Origin of the sequence: Myroides odoratimimus (assembly GCF_001485415.1) — a bacterium.
GTDB classification, from domain to species: domain Bacteria; phylum Bacteroidota; class Bacteroidia; order Flavobacteriales; family Flavobacteriaceae; genus Flavobacterium; species Flavobacterium odoratimimum.
In genome coordinates, this window is sequence record NZ_BCMQ01000019.1 from 39,686 (window position 1) to 57,763 (window position 18,078).

Genomic DNA, 18,078 nt, shown 5'->3' on the forward strand with positions numbered 1-18,078 from the left:
GAAGGCTAACTAAGCTGTATTCCTCTAACTGTAGCTCTCTTCCAGATTATTATTGTATTTTTGTGCTTGTAACAGAAAATAATAAATCACATGCTTAAAAGATCTTTTCTAATAACAGCTTTAGCTTTTACAGCTTTAACTGCATGTAAGTCAGTACCACAAGGAACAACTACATCTTCAGAAAACGCCTTAAACAACATTGAAGTAAATGGGAAATTATACTCAGCTGTATTCCAACAAAATGCTGCTGAATATCAAGCTTTAGCTGCTCAGGCTTTCAATATTGCTACATTGCAACTAGATCGCATTCTTACAGAACAACACAATAAGCCTCTTGCTATTGTTACTGACATCGACGAAACTTTCTTAGACAACTCTCCTTATGCTGTACAAATGGCTAGAGAAGGTAAATCTTATGACCAAGCTACTTGGACAGAATGGACTTCTAAAGGAGAAGCTCTTCCATTATTAGGAAGTTTAGAATTCTTTAACTATGCTAAGTCTAAAGGTGTAGAAGTATTCTATATCACAAATAGAAACCAGAATGACAAACCTGGTACTATGAAAAACTTAGTAAAGTATAACTACCCTTACGCAGATGATACACACGTTATCGTTAGAACTGCTGAGTCTAGTAAAGAGGCAAGACGCCAAAAACTAAGCGAAACTCACGAAATCGTAATGCTTTTAGGAGATAACTTATCTGACTTCTCTACGCTTTGGGATAAAAAGACTCAAGAAGAGAGAATAGAGAATGTAAGAAACAATAGAGAACAGTTTGGTAAGAAATTTATTGTTTTACCTAATACAGGTTATGGAGATTGGGAAGCGGCATTATTCCAATACAGAAAAGACCTTTCTAAAGAGGACAAAGATAAAATCTACGACAAAAGCGTAAAAGGTTTTAAATAATAACAAAAAACTAACAACTTAATATCAATGAAAAAATTAATGGCTTTAGTACTTTTCGTAAGTACTACTCTATCTTTCACAGCATGTTCTAACGATGACAATGCTCCTATTAGATCTGAGATAAATGCTGAAGGAACATGGTATGCAGATAAATTATCTTATACTTATGGGACAACAGAAATGACTCATAACTATACTGAAATGCCTGGTGAAAATGCCGTATATCAAACAGATAAACTAGTCATTATTAATAATAAAGTTACACTTACAGAATATTTTAAAAATGTTTCTGAACCTGTAGTTACAACAGGTACGGTTAAAAACAATATAATTACTTTTGATAAAGAAGGATATGCTCCTCGTCAAATCAATGGTATTGTTAATGGGCAATTATCACTTACCTATAATTACACAATGAGAGGTGCAACATTACCTGTAACTGTTACTTATGGTAATTCTAACCCTACTCAATACATTGGTACTTGGATTTCTCACGAATTGTCTTATACTTATGGAACAACAGAAATGATTCATAACTATACCGATATGCCTGGTGATAATGCAGTAAATCAACCTGATAATTTAGTATTAACAGAAAATACTGCTGTTCTTACTGAATACTTCAAAAACAAAAAAGAACCTGTTATTACTAAAGGAACAATTAAAGGTAATATCATTACTTTCGAAAAAGAGAATTATACTCCACGTAAGATTAATGGTATTGTTAAAGGTCAATTATCTCTTACTTATGACTATACAATGAGAGGTTCAACATTACCTGTAACTGTCACTTACACTTCAAATAAATAAACTAATATTAGTTAATACACTAAGCCTCATAATTAATTTTATGGGGCTTTATATTTTATTACAACATTCAATTCATTTTTTTTATATATTTCCACACAAATAACAAACCATCATAAACTAATGAAAAAACTATTATCTATCAGTTGTTTCCTTTTAACTACAATTCTATTCACTAGCTGTAGTAATGACAGTGGAATCACAGTAAAAACTTATTTTGGAAAATGGGAATCTAACACTATCAGATTAAAAGATGGTAGTACAGTTAAATACACTGAAATCGGTACATTTAATAAAAATGAAGAACTAGAGGTTTTCACAGATCAACTTGAATCAGTCAAATTAGTTCAATATTATAGTAATGAAATAAAACCTAAAGTTAAGTTAGGTAACGTTTCTGATGATTTTATTGTTTTTGAAAGTGTTAATGACAAAAGACAAATTGTCAAAGTAGAACAAAACGAGCTCTCTTTAGTAACTAGGGTAAGTATAAATGGTCAATTAGAACTTGTTCAAATAAATTATACAAAAATAGGTCCTCCAAGAGATGAAGAGCCTATAAAATAAAATTATCAGCCTATAAGACAAAGCCTCATAATTAATTTTATGAGGCTTTTTTATTACAACATATTCATTATAAACACTTCTCACACAAAAGCCGTACTTTAAAGGATTAGCAATAAACGGCAATATGTAGTTTTATTCTAAATAATATTGTACAGATATTAAATTCTATTGATTTTTATGTATCTTCAAGCTCTTTACAAACAACATAAAACAATCATGAATATTGAAACTAAAGTCAAATCCAAAAAAATAACCTTATTACAATCTCTAATCCCTATGATAGTCCTTATTGCACTATTAGGTACTAATGTATTCGTTTATGGTAGTGCTGCTTTAGCGGGTTCTAACCAATTCGTTCTATTAATAGGTGGGCTTATCGCAATCGGAATAGGTCTATACAATAAAGTCGATTACGAAGATATTATTAAAAAAATCACTAAGAACGTTAGAGAGACCACTAGAGCTATCTATATACTGTTATTAGTAGGAGCCTTATCAGGAACTTGGTTATTGAGTGGTATTATTCCGACAATGATTTACTATGGTTTACAGATTTTAGAACCTCATATATTCTTACCAGCGACAGTAATTATCTGTTCCATTATCGCCTTGGCAACAGGTAGTTCTTGGACCACATCTGCTACAGTAGGTATTGCTCTAGTAGGTATAGGTAATGCGATGGGTATTGATCTAGCGCTTATTGGAGGTGCTGTAATATCAGGAGCATACTTTGGAGATAAGTTATCTCCACTATCAGACACTACTAATCTAGCCTCTGCTATGGCTGGTACAGATTTGTTTACTCATATAAGATATATGATGTTCACTACTATCCCTACCTATGTACTAACCTTAATCATATTTATCATCATCAGTTTTAATCTTGATGTACCTGAGACCATAGATATGTCCGCTTCATTACAGGCAATTGACCAAACATTCAACATTACACCTTGGTTATTCTTAGTTCCTGTCATCGTAATTGGAGCAATATTAAAAAAGATGAAACCAATACTTGCTTTACTTTTAGGAACCTTATTAGGAGCTGTATTCGCTCTATTTTTTCAGCCAGATATAGTAGCCTTTGTAGGAGAAGGAACTTCATTGACACCAGTTACAGCCTATAAAGGAATTATGAATGCCATCACTACAGATATTGCTATCCTATCTCCTATGGAAAGTTTAAATAGCTTATTCGAAGCAGGAGGAATGAAAAGCATGCTAAACACAGTATGGTTAATTATCTGTGCAATGTTCTTCGGTGGAGCAATGGAAGCTATTGGAGCTTTAAAGAAAATAACACAAACCCTATTGAGCATAGCAAAGTCAGTTTTTGGATTATTCGCAAGCACAATGGCAAGTTGCGTTGTTGTAAACTTAACTGCTTCTGAACAATATTTATCATTAGTAATACCTGGTAAAATGTTTTCTAAAGCCTATAAGGATAAAGGACTTGCGCCTGAGAACTTAAGTAGAACACTAGAAGATTCAGGGACTGTGACATCAGTACTAATTCCTTGGAATACTTGTGGGGCTTATCACTCAGGAGTACTAGGAATTGATACAATGACATATGCTCCTTACGCATTCTTTAATATTATTTCACCATTTGTATCTCTTACTTATGTTGTATTAAATATTAAAATAAGACGTTTAGTAGATACTATAAAAGCATAATTACTCACTTATCTTATAAAAAATAATAGGGCTATTTCGTACGAAATAGCCCTATTATTTTAATTATATCTCTAAGGTTGTTGCGAATTTGTAATCCGTAACATACCATCTAACACTATCTAGAATAGTTAGGTGCAGATTTAGTAATCGTAATATTGTGAGGGTGACTCTCTCCAATACCAGAAGCAGTTAACTGAACAAATCTAGCCACTTCTTGTAATGTAGGAATATCTTTAGCACCACAGTATCCCATACCTGCTCTAAGACCTCCTATGAACTGTAACATACTCTCGCTAAGTTCTCCTTTATAAGGTACTCTACCTTCGATTCCTTCTGGTACCAATTTTTTCACATCATCTTCCACATCTTGGAAGTAACGATCTTTAGAACCTTGTTTCATAGCAGCTACAGATCCCATTCCGCGGTAAGCTTTGAACTTTCTTCCTTCGAAGATAATAGTTTCACCTGGAGATTCCTTAGTACCTGCTAGCATTGATCCTAGCATTACACAATCTGCTCCTGCTCCTAACGCTTTAGGGATATCTCCTGTATAACGAAGACCTCCATCACCGATCACTGGTACACCTGTTCCTTTTAGAGCAGCTGCTACTTCCATGATAGCTGAGAACTGTGGGAACCCAACCCCTGCTACTACACGTGTAGTACAGATAGATCCAGGTCCGATACCTACTTTAACAGCGTCAGCACCATTCTCTACTAAGAATAAAGCAGCTTCTGGAGTAGCGATATTACCTACTACTACATCTATTTCAGGGAAAGCAGCTTTTACCGCTTTTAATACCCCCACCACTCCTTGAGAGTGACCATGAGCAGTATCTATAATTAATGCATCTACACCAGCTTGTACTAATAATTTAGCTCTATCTACAGCATCAGCAGTTACTCCTAAAGCAGCTGCAACACGTAGTCTACCGAACTTGTCCTTATTAGCATTTGGTTTTAAAGTAAGTTTAGTGATATCTCTAAAAGTGATTAAACCAACTAATTTATTATCAGCATTAACTACTGGTAATTTTTCGATTTTTTTCTCTTGAAGAATTTCTTCTGCTTGATCTAAAGTAGTACCCTCAGCAGCAGTTACTAGATTATCTTTAGTCATTACCTCTGTGATAGCACGATCGTTTTGTTTTTCGAAGCGCATATCTCTATTTGTAATGATTCCTTTAAGAAGCCCATTGTCATCAACAATTGGAATACCTCCGATTCCGAATTCAGCCATTGCCTTTTTCGCATCACCTACAGTAGCTGTAAGAGGAAGAGTTACTGGGTCTATAATCATACCTGACTCAGCTCTTTTTACCTTTCTTACTTCTTTTGCTTGCTCTTCAGCAGTCATGTTCTTGTGAATCACTCCGATTCCCCCCTCACGAGCCATAGCAATAGCCATTTCACTTTCCGTTACAGTATCCATCGCAGCAGATACTACAGGAACGTTCAAAGTAATGTTTCTAGAAAATTTTGATTTTAAACTAACTTCTCTTGGAAGTATTTCTGAATAGTTTGGAACTAGTAATACGTCATCGTAAGTAAGTCCTTGACCGATGATTTTAGTTGTGTGTGCTTTCATGTGCAATGTCGTTGAATTGCACGCAAATTTACTATTTTTCTATGTAATAAAAAACTTTAATGGTAAAAATTAAATATTTTTAAAGCTTCATTATATGAGCTTTCAAATGACATAGCACTCAAGTTCGTATCTACCTTATTTGCTGTAAAGTAGCTCAACATCTTCTCTGTTGGCATATTTCCAGTCAAATCATCTTTTGCCATTGGACATCCCCCATAACCTTTTATTGCACCATCATAACGTAGACATCCAGCCTTATAGGCCGCATCAATCTTCTCAAACCAACTATCAGGAGTAGTGTGTAGATGTGCTCCAAACTCAATATTAGGATAAGCTGGAATCAAATTGCTAAATAAATAATCTATCACTTCTGGTGTAGAACTTCCTACCGTATCCGATAATGAAAGAATCTTCACTCCCTTCTTTGACAGCTTTTCAGTCCAATCCCCTACGATATCTACATCCCACGGATCTCCATAAGGATTACCAAACCCCATAGATAAATAAGCCACAACCTCTTTATCGGCTTTAGTAGCGATATTCAATATCTCATCTAAAGTAACGATAGATTCTGCAATAGTCTTATGTGTATTACGCATCTGGAAGTTCTCAGATATAGAAAAAGGGAATCCTAAATACTGTATTTCTTTATGCTCAGCAGCTTGTTCTGCACCTCTTGTGTTTGCGATAATAGCTAATAGCTTGCTCTCTGTCTTACTCAAGTCTAACTGAGCTAATAACTCAGCCGTATCCTGCATCTGAGGAATAGCCTTAGGAGAAACAAAACTACCAAAATCTATGGTATCAAACCCCACTCTTAAAAGAGACTGTATATACTGTACCTTTTTTTCTGTTGGGATAAACATCTTAATGCCTTGCATGGCATCACGAGGACATTCTATAATTTTTACTGCTGGTTTCATATAATTCAAATATAAATGAAAAGCCACAATTTTACAATGTGATTTTCTTTATTTTATTTACTTAACATACTCAAACAACATTCTATTGATTATCTGACACATAGAGTTCCTATAAACAAAAAAAGTTCTAAAGATATTATCCTTAGAACCTTTTTTACTATTATTTTCTTCTTAGCTTACTAGTAGAAAAACTGCTAATCCACTAAAAACGATGATTTGAAGCCACTTTAAAAATATATTGACATATTTATTATCTCTCATATAATCTGTCAGCTTAGCTGCTATAGTACAGATGATAAAGAAAATGACTACTGCTTCTGTAATAAACACGGTACCTAGTACAAAAACTTGTTTCTGTACACTCCCTGCACTTTCTGTAATAAACCCTGGGAATAAAGCCAAAAAGAACATCATAACCTTTGGATTTAATACATTCATCAGCAATCCTTTTCTGACAAATCCCATAAAAGTCTTATCATTCTGTCCTGAACTAGATTCATCAATGACGATTACATTCTCTTCCTGAAATACTTTATAAGACAACCAGAATAGATATAAGGCTCCGAATAACTTAACACCTTTAAACAGTAATTCAGATTGCGTAATTAAAGCGGAGATTCCAAAAGCAAATAATGATAAATGGAATAATAAACCTCCTACCTGTCCTACCACTACCGCATATCCATACTTACGCCCTCTGGTAATGCTCTGCGAAACCACATATAGAATATCTGGTCCTGGAGTAATAATCAATAAAAAACAAGTTATAAAAAAAGTATATAATACTTCTGTTGACATAATTAATTCTAATATTTAGATAATATGGCTTTATTAATCTTTTTAATCAAGCCTGGTCCTTCATATATAAAGCCAGTATAAAGCTGAATCAAGCTCGCTCCTGCCTCTAGTTTTTCTATCGCATCTTCTGCAGAATGTATACCTCCCACACCGATAATAGGGAATGCTTTATTACTCTTCTCAGATAAGAATCGAATAACCTCTGTACTTCTCTTCGTCAGAGGCTTTCCACTTAGTCCCCCTGTCTCCTGCTGATGAATAGACTTCAGATTACTGCGATCGATAGTAGTATTCGTAGCGATCACTCCAACTATCTTTGTTTCTGTAACGATCTCTATAATATCTAATAACTGATCATCTGTTAAATCTGGTGCTATCTTCAGTAAAATAGGCTTAGGAGCCTCTTTCTGATTATTTTTAACTTGTAATCCGTGAAGTAACGCTTTCAGTGGTTCTTTATCCTGTAATGCACGTAAATTAGGTGTATTAGGTGAACTCACATTTACCACGAAATAATCTACATAAGGAAACAACGCTTCAAAACAGATTTCATAATCTTCATTTGCTTGTTCATTAGGAGTCACTTTGTTCTTCCCAATATTCCCTCCTATCAGCGTTCCTTTATTCTTCTTTAGACGCTCAATAGCCTCTTCTATCCCTCCATTGTTAAATCCCATTCTATTGATAAGACCATTGTCTTCTTTTAGACGGAATAATCTCTTTTTAGGATTTCCAGGTTGTCCTTTTGGAGTAAGAGTCCCGATTTCTATAAAACCAAAACCAAAGTTTTCTAATTCTCTGTATAACTTAGCATCCTTATCCAGACCTGCTGCAAGACCTACTGGATTCTTAAACTTTAATCCAAATACTTCTCTCTCTAATCTAGGGTCATTTACTTGACAATTGGCGCGAATAAGTGCGGATACACCAGGAATACTATTCACGAATTTAAGAGCACCGAAGGTAAAATGATGCACTTTCTCTGGGTCAAACCTAAAAAATATAGGCTTAATAATGCTTTTATACATACTAAATGACTTTGTGTTGTTGTGTGTCTAAATTTTGTGCAAAGGTAGTATTTAAACCTTGGATTTCATAGCGGTCTTTTTTTGTTTTTTATGATGGCCTTCCAATAGTTATTTCTAACACTAACCAATTAGGTCAAAACAGTTTACAAAAAAGTCCTTCTAAGTAATCTCTACTAATCTTTCTCTACCAACCAAGCCCTATTTTCCTTGCACTTTCTTGAGGTTTTCTAGGAGATTCCTTGGAGTTTCCTAGCCCAGAAGGCATTTTTCTCGAAGAAAGGTGCAAGAATACCTCAAGAAAACCCCTAGCAATCTCGAAACATTATAATTTAAACATTATTCATCACCATACCTCCAACTACCGCATCTTATTTAAATCCAGTATAAACAAAGCGTTCCACTCTTATCTTTTTTATATGTTTTGTAAATTGTAGCATATTAAAAAAGATAGAAATATGTTACCATTACAATACCAAAAGTTCAAAGAAGAACTAGCTAATCACGTAGATTCTGATAGGATTATCACTAATCCGATTCAACTATTAGCGTATGGTACTGATGCTAGTTTTTATAAATTAGTTCCTAAAATAGTTGTTCAAGTACACAATCACCAAGAAGCTGTAGCTACCCTACAGACTGCTACAAGGCACAATGTAGCGGTGACGTACCGAGCGGCAGGAACAAGTCTATCTGGACAGGCAGTAACAGATTCTGTCTTGATGGTGGCTACTCATCAATGGAAAAAATATGAAATCTTAAACAATGGGCTTCAAGCGAAGTTTCAGCCCGGTATTATTGGAGGAAGAGCTAATATTATCCTGGCTCCTTATGGACGTAAGATAGGTCCAGATCCTGGCTCTATCAATGCCGCAATGATAGGTGGTATCGCTGCTAATAATGCTAGTGGAATGTGCTGTGGTACTTCGCAGAACTCTTATAATACAATTGCAGATATTAAGATTGTTCTTTATGACGGAACCGTATTAGATACGGCAAACGATGAAAGCAAAAAAGAATTCGCTGAGAAACATCCTGAAATCATCAAAGAAATAGAGCGTCTAAGGGATGCTATCCATACAGATCGCACACTATACGATCGAATAGAGCGCAAGTTTAAAATCAAAAATACCACAGGATATAGCCTTAATGCGTTTATAGACTATCACGATCCTTATGAAATCATTAAACATATTATGATAGGGTCTGAGGGTACATTAGCCTTTATCTCTGATATTACGTATAATACAGTCATTAATTACAAACACAAAGCGTGTACATTAATGATTTTTGAAACGATAGAAAAAGCCTGCCAAGCAGTGCCTTTTTTAAAGAAAAGCCCTGTAGCGGCAGTAGAGTTACTAGATAGAAATAGTATTAAATCTATCGAAGATGAAGCTCTTGCCCCAGAATATTTCAAGACATTACCAGAAACGGCTTGTATCTTACTTGTCGAAGCACAAGCAGAGAATGAAACTGAAATGTCAACTAAACAACAACAAATCAGAGAGGCAATTGCTTCTACTCCTACTTATAAACCTTTTGAGTTTACTTCAGAACCTCAACAATACGCATTCAATTGGAAGGCTAGAAATGGTCTGTTACCTACGACAGGAGCATTGAGAAAGACAGGGACTACTTGTATCATTGAAGATGTTGCCTTTCCTGTAGAGAAATTAGCCGATGCGTGTATTGCCATGAAAGATTTGTTTGCAGAATTACAATACCATGATGCAGTACTATTCGGGCATGCCTTAGAAGGAAACTTACACCTAGTATTCTCACAAGATTTCTCTACTCAAGAAGAAATAGACAGATATGCTCGATTAATGGATGGGTTGGTAGAAATAGTAGTAGATAGATTTGAAGGTTCATTAAAAGCTGAACATGGAACAGGGCGAAATATGGCTCCTTTCGTAGAGAAAGAATGGGGTAAACAAGCTTATGACATTATGCTAAAAGTCAAAGCAATCTTTGACCCACATAACTTAGTGAACCCAGGTGTAATTATCAATGCTAATCCTCATGTTCATTTAGAGAACTTCAAAGCTTCTCCTGCTACTAACGAAATAGTAGATAAATGTATCGAATGCGGATTCTGTGAATCACACTGTGTATCAGAAGGGCTCACACTATCACCAAGACAACGTATCGTGGTAGGTAGAGAAATAGCAAGACTACAAGCTATAGGGAAAGATACAGAAGAGTTAGAGAACTTAGTAAATAGTGCTCATTACTATGCTGATGAAACATGTGCTACAGATGGACTATGTGCCTTAGCATGTCCTGTAAAAATAGATACGGGTAAATACATTAAAGATATTCGTCATAGCGCTATTACGGACAAAGACAGAAAAAATGCTGAGTATTTTGTAGAAAATATGGAACGCGTTACTGCCATGGGGCGTAAGGCATTAAACACCGTTGGGGTATTCCAAAATATCTTAGGGAATAAGATTATGACTAGTGTGTCAAGTGGTATGCGTAAGATGTCTGGTAATAAAATACCACAATGGAATGTAGCCATGCCTAAAGGCAATAAGCATAAAATAACAGAACCTATCGTTAATCCTGGACAAGATAGAAAAGTAGTTTACTTCCCTTCATGCATTAATAGAACAATGGGTAAATCTAATGACTATCCTAAATCTGATATGGATTTAACAGCTAAAACAGTAGAACTACTTAAACGTGCTGGATATACCATTATATACCCAGAAAACGTAAATAATATGTGCTGCGGAATGCCATTTAGCAGTAAAGGAATGAAAGAAGAAGGACATACTAAATCCTCAGAATTAGAACTTGCTTTATTAAAAGCTACTGAGGATGGTAGATACCCTGTATTATTTGACATGAGTCCTTGTTTTTATACCTTCTATGATGCTCATAAAGATGGTAAACTAAAAATGCACGATCCTATCGAATTTATGTTGGATTATGTAATGCCTATATTACCTGTTAAGAGTCCAAGAAAAGAGATCAGTGTATTCCCTGTATGCTCTGTTAAGAAAGTAGGATTAGAAGGCAAGTTACTTGAATTGACTAAGCTGTGTGCTGAGAAAGTAAACTATATTGATAGTAACTGTTGTGGCTTTGCAGGAGATAGAGGGTTTACGTTCCCTGAATTAAATAAACATGGTAATAGACACTTAAAAGAACAAATACCTACTGATGCGAAGGATGCATTCTCTACCAGTCGTACGTGTGAAATAGGGCTAACAGAATATGGAGGTGTAAACTTTAAGTCTATCTTCTACTTGATAGATGAAGTAACTAAATAGAACCTACTTATTAAAAATGATATAATATGGCATAGACAACAAGTCTATGCCATATTTTATTTAGATTTGTTTTTAAACCAATTCAAAAAACATGCTAAATATAGACTTAACCATATTTCCTATACTCGAAACAGATAGACTTATTCTTAGACGTTTAGATATAAATGACTTAAATACGATGTACACCATGCGTACAGACCCAGAAGTGATGAAGTATATCCCTGTACCTGTTACACAATCAGAAGAAGAAATAAAACAATATATCCATTCTATAGATGAAAGAATGGCAGCTAAAGAATGTGTTAATTGGGCAATCACACTAAAAGAAGAAGGTACAATGATTGGCACCATCGGGTTTTATCGTATGAAACTAGAGCACTATAGAGCAGAAACAGGATATATGTCTTTGCCCCAGTATAATGGAAAAGGTTATATAACTGAAGCTCTTCAAGCCATCGTACATTATGGCTTCTCTACCATGAAATTACATTCTATAGAAGCGCTCTTAGATCCAGAGAATATTGGTTCTATGAAAGTTCTTGAAAAATGCGGCTTTATCAAAGAAGGTCATTTAAAAGAAAACTGGTTCTTTGATGGTCAATTCTTAGATACGGTGATCTATTCTAAGCTAAACAAATAAAGTAAGGCTACCTTCTTAGAGGTAGCCTTACATTTTTATATTCACTATTTATAATGCAATTTGATTATAAGCAGCACTAATATAGTTACTTACATCCGAAGCAACTAGACTATGTGGATGAATATTCTCAATAGCTAAATCACCTGCTAATCCATGTAAATAGACTCCTACTATAGCGGCTTCTTTACTAGTGTAACCCTGCCCAAGTAAAGAGGTAATCATACCTGTCAAGGTATCTCCTACTCCAGCAGTAGCCATTCCCCAGTTACCTGATGAGTTAAAGTAGATCGTTTCGTCTGGTGCTATTGTTATCGTATGTGCTCCTTTTAATACAAAGATGACATTGTGCTTTTTAGCCAACTGTTTTACTTTATCAATCTTATCAAAGTCATTATCCCACTCACCGATAAGTCTTTTCAGTTCTTTTTCGTGTGGGGTTAAGATACTTTCTGCTGGAACTTTATCTAAACACTTCTGTTCACTAATAATATTAAGAGCATCTGCATCTATTACTAATTTCCTATCCTTATTCTCTTTTAAAAAACTGATTAATGCAGTAGCTGTATCTTTATGTAATCCTATACCACACCCTACTCCTACTGCATCATAATGTTCTACAGATGGAAATACTTTTATATAGTCTTCACTAGTACATGTATCACACATGACTTCAGGTATCCCTGTCTGTACGATAGTATATCCGCAACTCGGTACATAGGCCGTCACGATTCCACTTCCTGTATGCATAGCAGCCTTACTTGCTAAAGTCACAGCTCCTATTTTTCCTTTACTCCCACCGATTAATATTACTCTACCAAAGTCATCCTTATTACTAAACTTAGTTCCTGATTTCACTAAGTTTTTCACTTTATCCTGTTCTACAAAATAAGCATCCGACTTAGTACTCTCTATATAGTCTAGATCGAGTCCTATATCTAATATTTCTAGTTCTTTCACATATTCTTTAGCATCAGATAACAGTAATGCTGTTTTTGGTAATTGGAATGTATAAACTACATCAGCCTTAAATACAATAGCTTCTTTTGGTGTTGCCACATCTGCTAATAATCCTGAAGGCATATCTATAGAAACTCTCTCTAGACATGGAGTTTCATTTAAAAAATCAAAGATAGGACGCCACTCTTCATCTAAAGGACTATGTAATCCTATACCAAATAAAGCATCTACGATAACATCATCTTTCTTTACTTTTAATTTACTCTTTGTATTAAACTTCTCTACATTGATATCTCTATCCTCTAATAGATCTTGATTCTGAGCATTATCAGGACTATATTTCTTAGTTTGCACCAAGAATACCTTCACCATAGCTCCTCCTTCTTTTAATAATCTAGCTAAGGTTAATCCATCACCTCCATTATTTCCCGTTCCACAAAAAATAACAAATGATGTTTGATATAATTTATATCTAGTTTGCAACTTCTCAAAGACTTTAGTTGTTGCTCTCTCCATTAACTTAAATGAAGATATATATTGATTGGATACTGTCTCTTTATCCAATGCTTGCATTTGTGCTGTATTAAAAATTTTCATATTGCTACTTATAGTTAATCATCATGAGTAAAGGTAACAAATACAACTATTGAAAACTGAGCTATACACTACTATACCACCGAATTATCTAAGTGTGAAGAAACATATTGATTCTCACTTTGAGTAATACTAATTATATCAAAAAAATAACAAAACAATGATTATTTACTATAAAATCAACTAAATACTAAAAGCATAAAATAACACTTTTACTGTCAAACTATATTGTCTCTGTATATTTATGTTCAAATGTGATTTAGTATCTTTGAGTTTCTAAAAGGATATTTCAGATGAAACTATATATAAAAAACATGGTGTGTGAAAGGTGTAAAATGGCAGTAGATAATCTACTGACAGAAGCAAAATACACCCCTACTAAAATAGAACTAGGAGAAATAGAAATACAAGAAGACTTGAACTCTTCACAGCTAAAAGAGATTGAAGTTAAATTACAAAAGATTGGTTTTGAACTCCTAGACAATCAAAAAAGTAAAACAGTAGACAAAGTCAAAACAGTATTAATAGAATTAGTACAAAAACACAATGCTAATCTACAAATACCACTATCTGCTTATATAGCGGATAAAATGCAAATGGATTACCACGCTCTAAGCCTATTATTTTCGCAACTAGAATCTACTACTATAGAGCAATACTTTATTCAATTAAAAATAGAAAAGGTAAAAGAACTGTTAGTATATGACGAATTAAGCCTAAAAGAGATAACCTATCAATTAAATTATAGTAGTGTAGCTCACTTAAGCAAACAGTTTAAAAAAGTAACAGGTCTAACTCCTACTCATTTTAAAACTACTGGGGCAGAACGCCGCAAGGTTATTGATAAAATATAACAAAAAAGACGATTTGGTTAAATCGTCTTTTTTGTTCTTATAATTTTGCTTCTAGAGCCTCTTTAGCATGACTAAACCATTCGTCTTTAAGCATACTAAATATAGCAGTATCTCTACGTCTACCACTGTGAATAATGATTTCACTTCTCAATACTCCTTCTAACGTACAACCTACACTCTGAACAGCCACTTTACTTCTCTCATTCGTATTGTCTACTCTAAACTCTACCCTTTCCATTCCCATCACTTCAAAAGCATATTTAAACATCATATACTTACAGTGCTTGTTTACTCCAGTTCCTTGAGTAAGTTTACTATACCAAGTATACCCTATTAATAGCGTCTTGTTCTTTTGATCAATATTATAAAATCGTGTAGAGCCAACATACTCTTCTGTCCTTTTATCAAAAACAATGAAAGGATACGCTTTACCCTTATTCCTATCTTCAATCGCTTGGCTAATATACTTTTTCATTCCATCAGCTCCTTCAACTCCGACAGTTGCATATTTCCATATTTCAGGCTCTTTAATTGCAAATCCTACTAAATCATTATAATTATATGCTTCTAGTGGTTTAAGAATGACGCGATCATCCATTAACACAATATCCTCCATATCCCTATGCTTTTTTTTCTTTTGAGATTTCAGTCACTAAAACATATCTGAAAGATGTTGCATCAGCAGGAGGATTAGCTATATCTATTCTCTTCACTTCTATTTTATACTCATATCCTTCTTCATAATTAAACCCCTCTATCTCTTGATACATTAACTCCCAAGGTGCATCCTCTTCTTCCTTGACCATCATACATTTTTTAGGGGCAATACCCGCACACTCATCCAGCTTAGAAGCTACATATAATACCTTCACCTCTTCAGAAGCATCTATTTCGGTTACTTCAGGCACATCATTATGCTCAACAGTACTATTTTCTCCTTGCTCTATATTTTTATCCTTACAAGAAATTAATACCCCTAAAGACATTATGGCTAATAAAACTATTTTTTTCATTCTTTATAATTTTCTAGTTTGGTAAAAATATAAATTTAAAACTCAATGAGTCGTTTTTACGTACTTAATTCTAGTATAAACAAAAAAAGCTTGCCCTATGCATAGGCAAGCTCTTCTATTATTTCACTGTCTAATAAAGCTAATTCAGCTCTAAGATTAGGTTGTTCTTTTAAAAATTCATTAACCCAAATCATTAGTTGTTCTAAATCATAAGGTAATAATGCATGCATTGCTTTTTCTAATTCTTTAGAAAACAAGGCCGAATCAAAACTGACATTCTTAAGTACAAGGGTAGTGTACTCTAACATCATACGTTTGTTCATAACTATTATTTTTTCTTTTTCTATGAACAAACTTACACACTTTCTGTTAAAACAAAAAACATAACACAAAACTTAACCTTAAAAGACATTTAATTACATAAAATTAATACTAGAATAACAAAAAAATAACCACAAAAAACCTAAAAAAGTACATTAGTGTTAATCTAAAATCGAATAAATAACTAATATTATTCATGATTAAATAAATATCTAATTGACAGTATATTTTCCTTCTTTGTCATTTTATGGAAGTAGATTATCCTTTATACCCGACTAACATCTCCCTTTTACCAGGAGGCCCAGGTACCTTCTCTATCACAAAACCAACTGCTTTCATTGCTCTTTTAATTGGTCCTCTGCATGCATAAGTAGCTATAACGCCTGTATCACCTAATGCGTCATAAACCTTCTGGAATATTTCTACAGACCATAAATCTGGTTGAAACTGATATCCAAAAACATCAAAATAAATAACATCAAAATAAGACTGATTGACTACTGCTTCTTCAAAGGTACTATGGATCTTATGCAACGTAAACTCTGCTGTAACCTCATGTGATACATCCCAAGTACACTGATGCATCTGTTTAAACAAGATATCATCTCCATCTCTGTCATATAAAGCACTAAAATCTAATGCTACGCTTTCTTGTTCTGTTACAGGAAAAGCTTCAATACTGTGATACTCTACTATTTTACCATTTCTTCTAGCCTCTACTAGTGTTAAAAAAGCATTTAGTCCTGTACCAAACCCCATTTCTAATACTTTCACAGTAGTTTTCTCTATCTTATCAAAACCTCTTTCTATATAGACATGTCTTGCCTCCTGAATAGCTCCATGAATTGAATGATATGTTTCTCCCCATTCTTCAATTTCAATAGATGTAGAGCCATCTGAAGTTGTCACTATTTTTCTTTTCACTGTATCAATAATTTTTTAATCCTAGGAATAGGCCCACCACACTTCTTTTGATGACATGTTAAACATGAGTTTATCATATCATTAAACTGTTGTACTTTATCATCTTCATTATCTTGATAGAGAATCTGTTCTAGCTTTAAATACTGCTCTGCCTGCTCAGTAAAAAACATATCTCTATCACTAGGATCTGTCATCTTAGCAGTAAGAATATCTCTATGTTTATCAGGTAAAGTTCCCAATTCTTTCTTTCCTTGCTCTATTTCTGCCTTTAAAAATGCTCCTTGAGCATACATCTCTTCCATAAGAGATGCCATCGGAGCCATATTATACATCTTAAAAGCAGTTGTATCTTTCACCACAGATTCTTTATTGTCTTCTATTTGTTTAGTTTCTTTTTTACAAGACAACAAAACTGAAAACACTAATAGAGCAAGACACAATATTGATTTATTTCTCACCTTCTATTACTTATCTTTATTAATTGCGATACCATCTGCTGTAAAAGCGTAAGTAACCTTAGGTTCTGTAATAGCTGCTATTTCTTCGTCAGACTTACCTGCATCTTTAGCATAGTGTTTTAATTCATCTACAGATACTACAGATATAAACGCTCTACCATCTACTATAACTTCATGTCCAGCGGCATTCATAGGCGCAAAGAATCCGTAATCTGTAAAACGAACAAATCCTTTTTTCTCACCTGGCAACTCTACATTCATCCAACAACCTTTCTTTTGACATACATCATTAATAGTTGTTTCAAATTGTACTTTTATAGTATCTCCTTCTTTTAATTCTTGGTATCTCTTGAGCATAGCTTCTTTAGAAAGAACATCTCCCATTACTACACTATCTCCAAAATATTCGTATGTCTTCTGTACATCTACTATAGTAGAATTATCCTTATTTTCATTTTTACAACCAGTCAAAATGAAAGCCATTATGCTTAAAGAAGCAATTATTCTTATCATGATAAAAAAATTAAGTATTCGGTAGACCAAAATTAAGTCAAAAAAATAAATCAAAAAGATTTAGTTTATATAAACATCTTTCATGGATTATTATAATTTCAGTAAATAATTTCGATTAAACAATATTTATCACGGCATTTTAGATAAAGTTCAACAAGAAACTATTTTTGAGTACTTTTTTTGATAATTTTGTAATGTGTTGCTTTTTTAATACATTGCAAGC

The 18,078-nt window shown here is 33.9% G+C and carries 18 protein-coding genes; 7 read left to right on the plus strand and 11 right to left on the minus strand.

What is annotated here, in order from left to right:
- Positions 1 to 90 precede the first annotated feature (90 nt).
- The 4 genes from MODO_RS14290 to nhaC all read left to right on the plus strand — a co-directional run bounded on the left by MODO_RS14290 (position 91) and on the right by nhaC (position 3,963).
- Complete coding sequence (locus MODO_RS14290; protein WP_006261700.1) at positions 91 to 912, plus strand: 5'-nucleotidase, lipoprotein e(P4) family; 822 nt, start codon at positions 91 to 93, stop codon at positions 910 to 912.
- 27 nt (positions 913 to 939) lie between these two features.
- Complete coding sequence (locus MODO_RS14295; RefSeq protein ID WP_006261701.1) at positions 940 to 1,722, plus strand: hypothetical protein; 783 nt, start codon at positions 940 to 942, stop codon at positions 1,720 to 1,722.
- Positions 1,723 to 1,842: 120 nt separating this feature from the next.
- Positions 1,843 to 2,286: a hypothetical protein gene (locus MODO_RS14300; RefSeq protein ID WP_006258464.1), complete on the plus strand. Its 444-nt coding sequence runs from the start codon at positions 1,843 to 1,845 to the stop codon at positions 2,284 to 2,286.
- A gap of 177 nt (positions 2,287 to 2,463) precedes the next feature.
- Positions 2,464 to 3,963, plus strand: coding sequence for a Na+/H+ antiporter NhaC (nhaC, locus tag MODO_RS14305; RefSeq protein ID WP_006261702.1), 1,500 nt, complete (start codon positions 2,464 to 2,466; stop codon positions 3,961 to 3,963).
- 115 nt (positions 3,964 to 4,078) lie between these two features.
- Here nhaC and guaB read toward each other — a convergent pair whose 3' ends face one another.
- The 4 genes from guaB to MODO_RS14325 all read right to left on the minus strand — a co-directional run bounded on the left by guaB (position 4,079) and on the right by MODO_RS14325 (position 8,300).
- Positions 4,079 to 5,551 (minus strand): IMP dehydrogenase, encoded by a 1,473-nt coding sequence (gene guaB, locus MODO_RS14310; RefSeq protein ID WP_058699709.1) that lies wholly within the window; start codon positions 5,549 to 5,551, stop codon positions 4,079 to 4,081.
- A gap of 56 nt (positions 5,552 to 5,607) precedes the next feature.
- Entirely contained in the window at positions 5,608 to 6,474 is an 867-nt protein-coding gene (locus MODO_RS14315; RefSeq protein ID WP_059051233.1) for a hydroxymethylglutaryl-CoA lyase, read from the minus strand.
- Between the two features lie 171 nt (positions 6,475 to 6,645).
- Positions 6,646 to 7,272 (minus strand): LysE family translocator, encoded by a 627-nt coding sequence (locus MODO_RS14320; protein ID WP_039330214.1) that lies wholly within the window; start codon positions 7,270 to 7,272, stop codon positions 6,646 to 6,648.
- Positions 7,273 to 7,280: 8 nt separating this feature from the next.
- The gene (locus MODO_RS14325; protein ID WP_058699707.1) at positions 7,281 to 8,300 is read right to left on the minus strand and encodes a quinone-dependent dihydroorotate dehydrogenase; all 1,020 of its coding nucleotides are present in this window, start codon (positions 8,298 to 8,300) and stop codon (positions 7,281 to 7,283) included.
- Positions 8,301 to 8,755: 455 nt separating this feature from the next.
- Here MODO_RS14325 and MODO_RS14330 point away from each other — a divergent pair, with 455 nt between their 5' ends.
- Together MODO_RS14330 and MODO_RS14335 are read left to right on the plus strand one after the other, a co-directional pair.
- On the plus strand, positions 8,756 to 11,581 hold the full coding sequence (locus tag MODO_RS14330; RefSeq protein ID WP_059051236.1) for an FAD-binding and (Fe-S)-binding domain-containing protein: 2,826 nt from the start codon (positions 8,756 to 8,758) through the stop codon (positions 11,579 to 11,581).
- Positions 11,582 to 11,672: 91 nt separating this feature from the next.
- On the plus strand, positions 11,673 to 12,221 hold the full coding sequence (locus MODO_RS14335; RefSeq protein WP_006258471.1) for a GNAT family N-acetyltransferase: 549 nt from the start codon (positions 11,673 to 11,675) through the stop codon (positions 12,219 to 12,221).
- A 48-nt stretch (positions 12,222 to 12,269) separates the two neighbouring features.
- On the opposite strand, the gene MODO_RS14340 is transcribed toward MODO_RS14335, so the two are convergent.
- Positions 12,270 to 13,775 carry a bifunctional ADP-dependent NAD(P)H-hydrate dehydratase/NAD(P)H-hydrate epimerase gene (locus MODO_RS14340; RefSeq protein ID WP_039330218.1) on the minus strand — a complete coding sequence of 502 codons (1,506 nt, stop codon included), beginning with the start codon at positions 13,773 to 13,775 and terminating at the stop codon, positions 12,270 to 12,272.
- Between the two features lie 290 nt (positions 13,776 to 14,065).
- Between MODO_RS14340 and MODO_RS14345 the strand changes: the two genes are divergently transcribed.
- Positions 14,066 to 14,626, plus strand: coding sequence for a helix-turn-helix domain-containing protein (locus MODO_RS14345; RefSeq protein WP_006258473.1), 561 nt, complete (start codon positions 14,066 to 14,068; stop codon positions 14,624 to 14,626).
- 37 nt (positions 14,627 to 14,663) lie between these two features.
- Here MODO_RS14345 and MODO_RS14350 read toward each other — a convergent pair whose 3' ends face one another.
- The 6 genes from MODO_RS14350 to MODO_RS14375 form a co-directional block, all read right to left on the minus strand.
- Positions 14,664 to 15,242: a GNAT family N-acetyltransferase gene (locus MODO_RS14350; RefSeq protein ID WP_006258474.1), complete on the minus strand. Its 579-nt coding sequence runs from the start codon at positions 15,240 to 15,242 to the stop codon at positions 14,664 to 14,666.
- 4 nt (positions 15,243 to 15,246) lie between these two features.
- Positions 15,247 to 15,639 (minus strand): DUF4377 domain-containing protein, encoded by a 393-nt coding sequence (locus MODO_RS14355; protein ID WP_006258475.1) that lies wholly within the window; start codon positions 15,637 to 15,639, stop codon positions 15,247 to 15,249.
- Positions 15,640 to 15,734: 95 nt separating this feature from the next.
- On the minus strand, positions 15,735 to 15,962 hold the full coding sequence (locus MODO_RS14360) for a hypothetical protein (protein ID WP_006258477.1): 228 nt from the start codon (positions 15,960 to 15,962) through the stop codon (positions 15,735 to 15,737).
- A gap of 256 nt (positions 15,963 to 16,218) precedes the next feature.
- Positions 16,219 to 16,884 (minus strand): tRNA (5-methylaminomethyl-2-thiouridine)(34)-methyltransferase MnmC2, encoded by a 666-nt coding sequence (gene mnmC2 / locus MODO_RS14365; protein WP_006258479.1) that lies wholly within the window; start codon positions 16,882 to 16,884, stop codon positions 16,219 to 16,221.
- Positions 16,881 to 17,342 carry a hypothetical protein gene (locus tag MODO_RS14370; protein WP_230486169.1) on the minus strand — a complete coding sequence of 154 codons (462 nt, stop codon included), beginning with the start codon at positions 17,340 to 17,342 and terminating at the stop codon, positions 16,881 to 16,883. The genes mnmC2 and MODO_RS14370 overlap by 4 nt, the downstream gene beginning before the upstream one ends.
- A gap of 6 nt (positions 17,343 to 17,348) precedes the next feature.
- Entirely contained in the window at positions 17,349 to 17,825 is a 477-nt protein-coding gene (locus MODO_RS14375) for a DUF4920 domain-containing protein (RefSeq protein WP_006258482.1), read from the minus strand.
- Between the last annotated feature and the right edge of the window lie 253 nt (positions 17,826 to 18,078).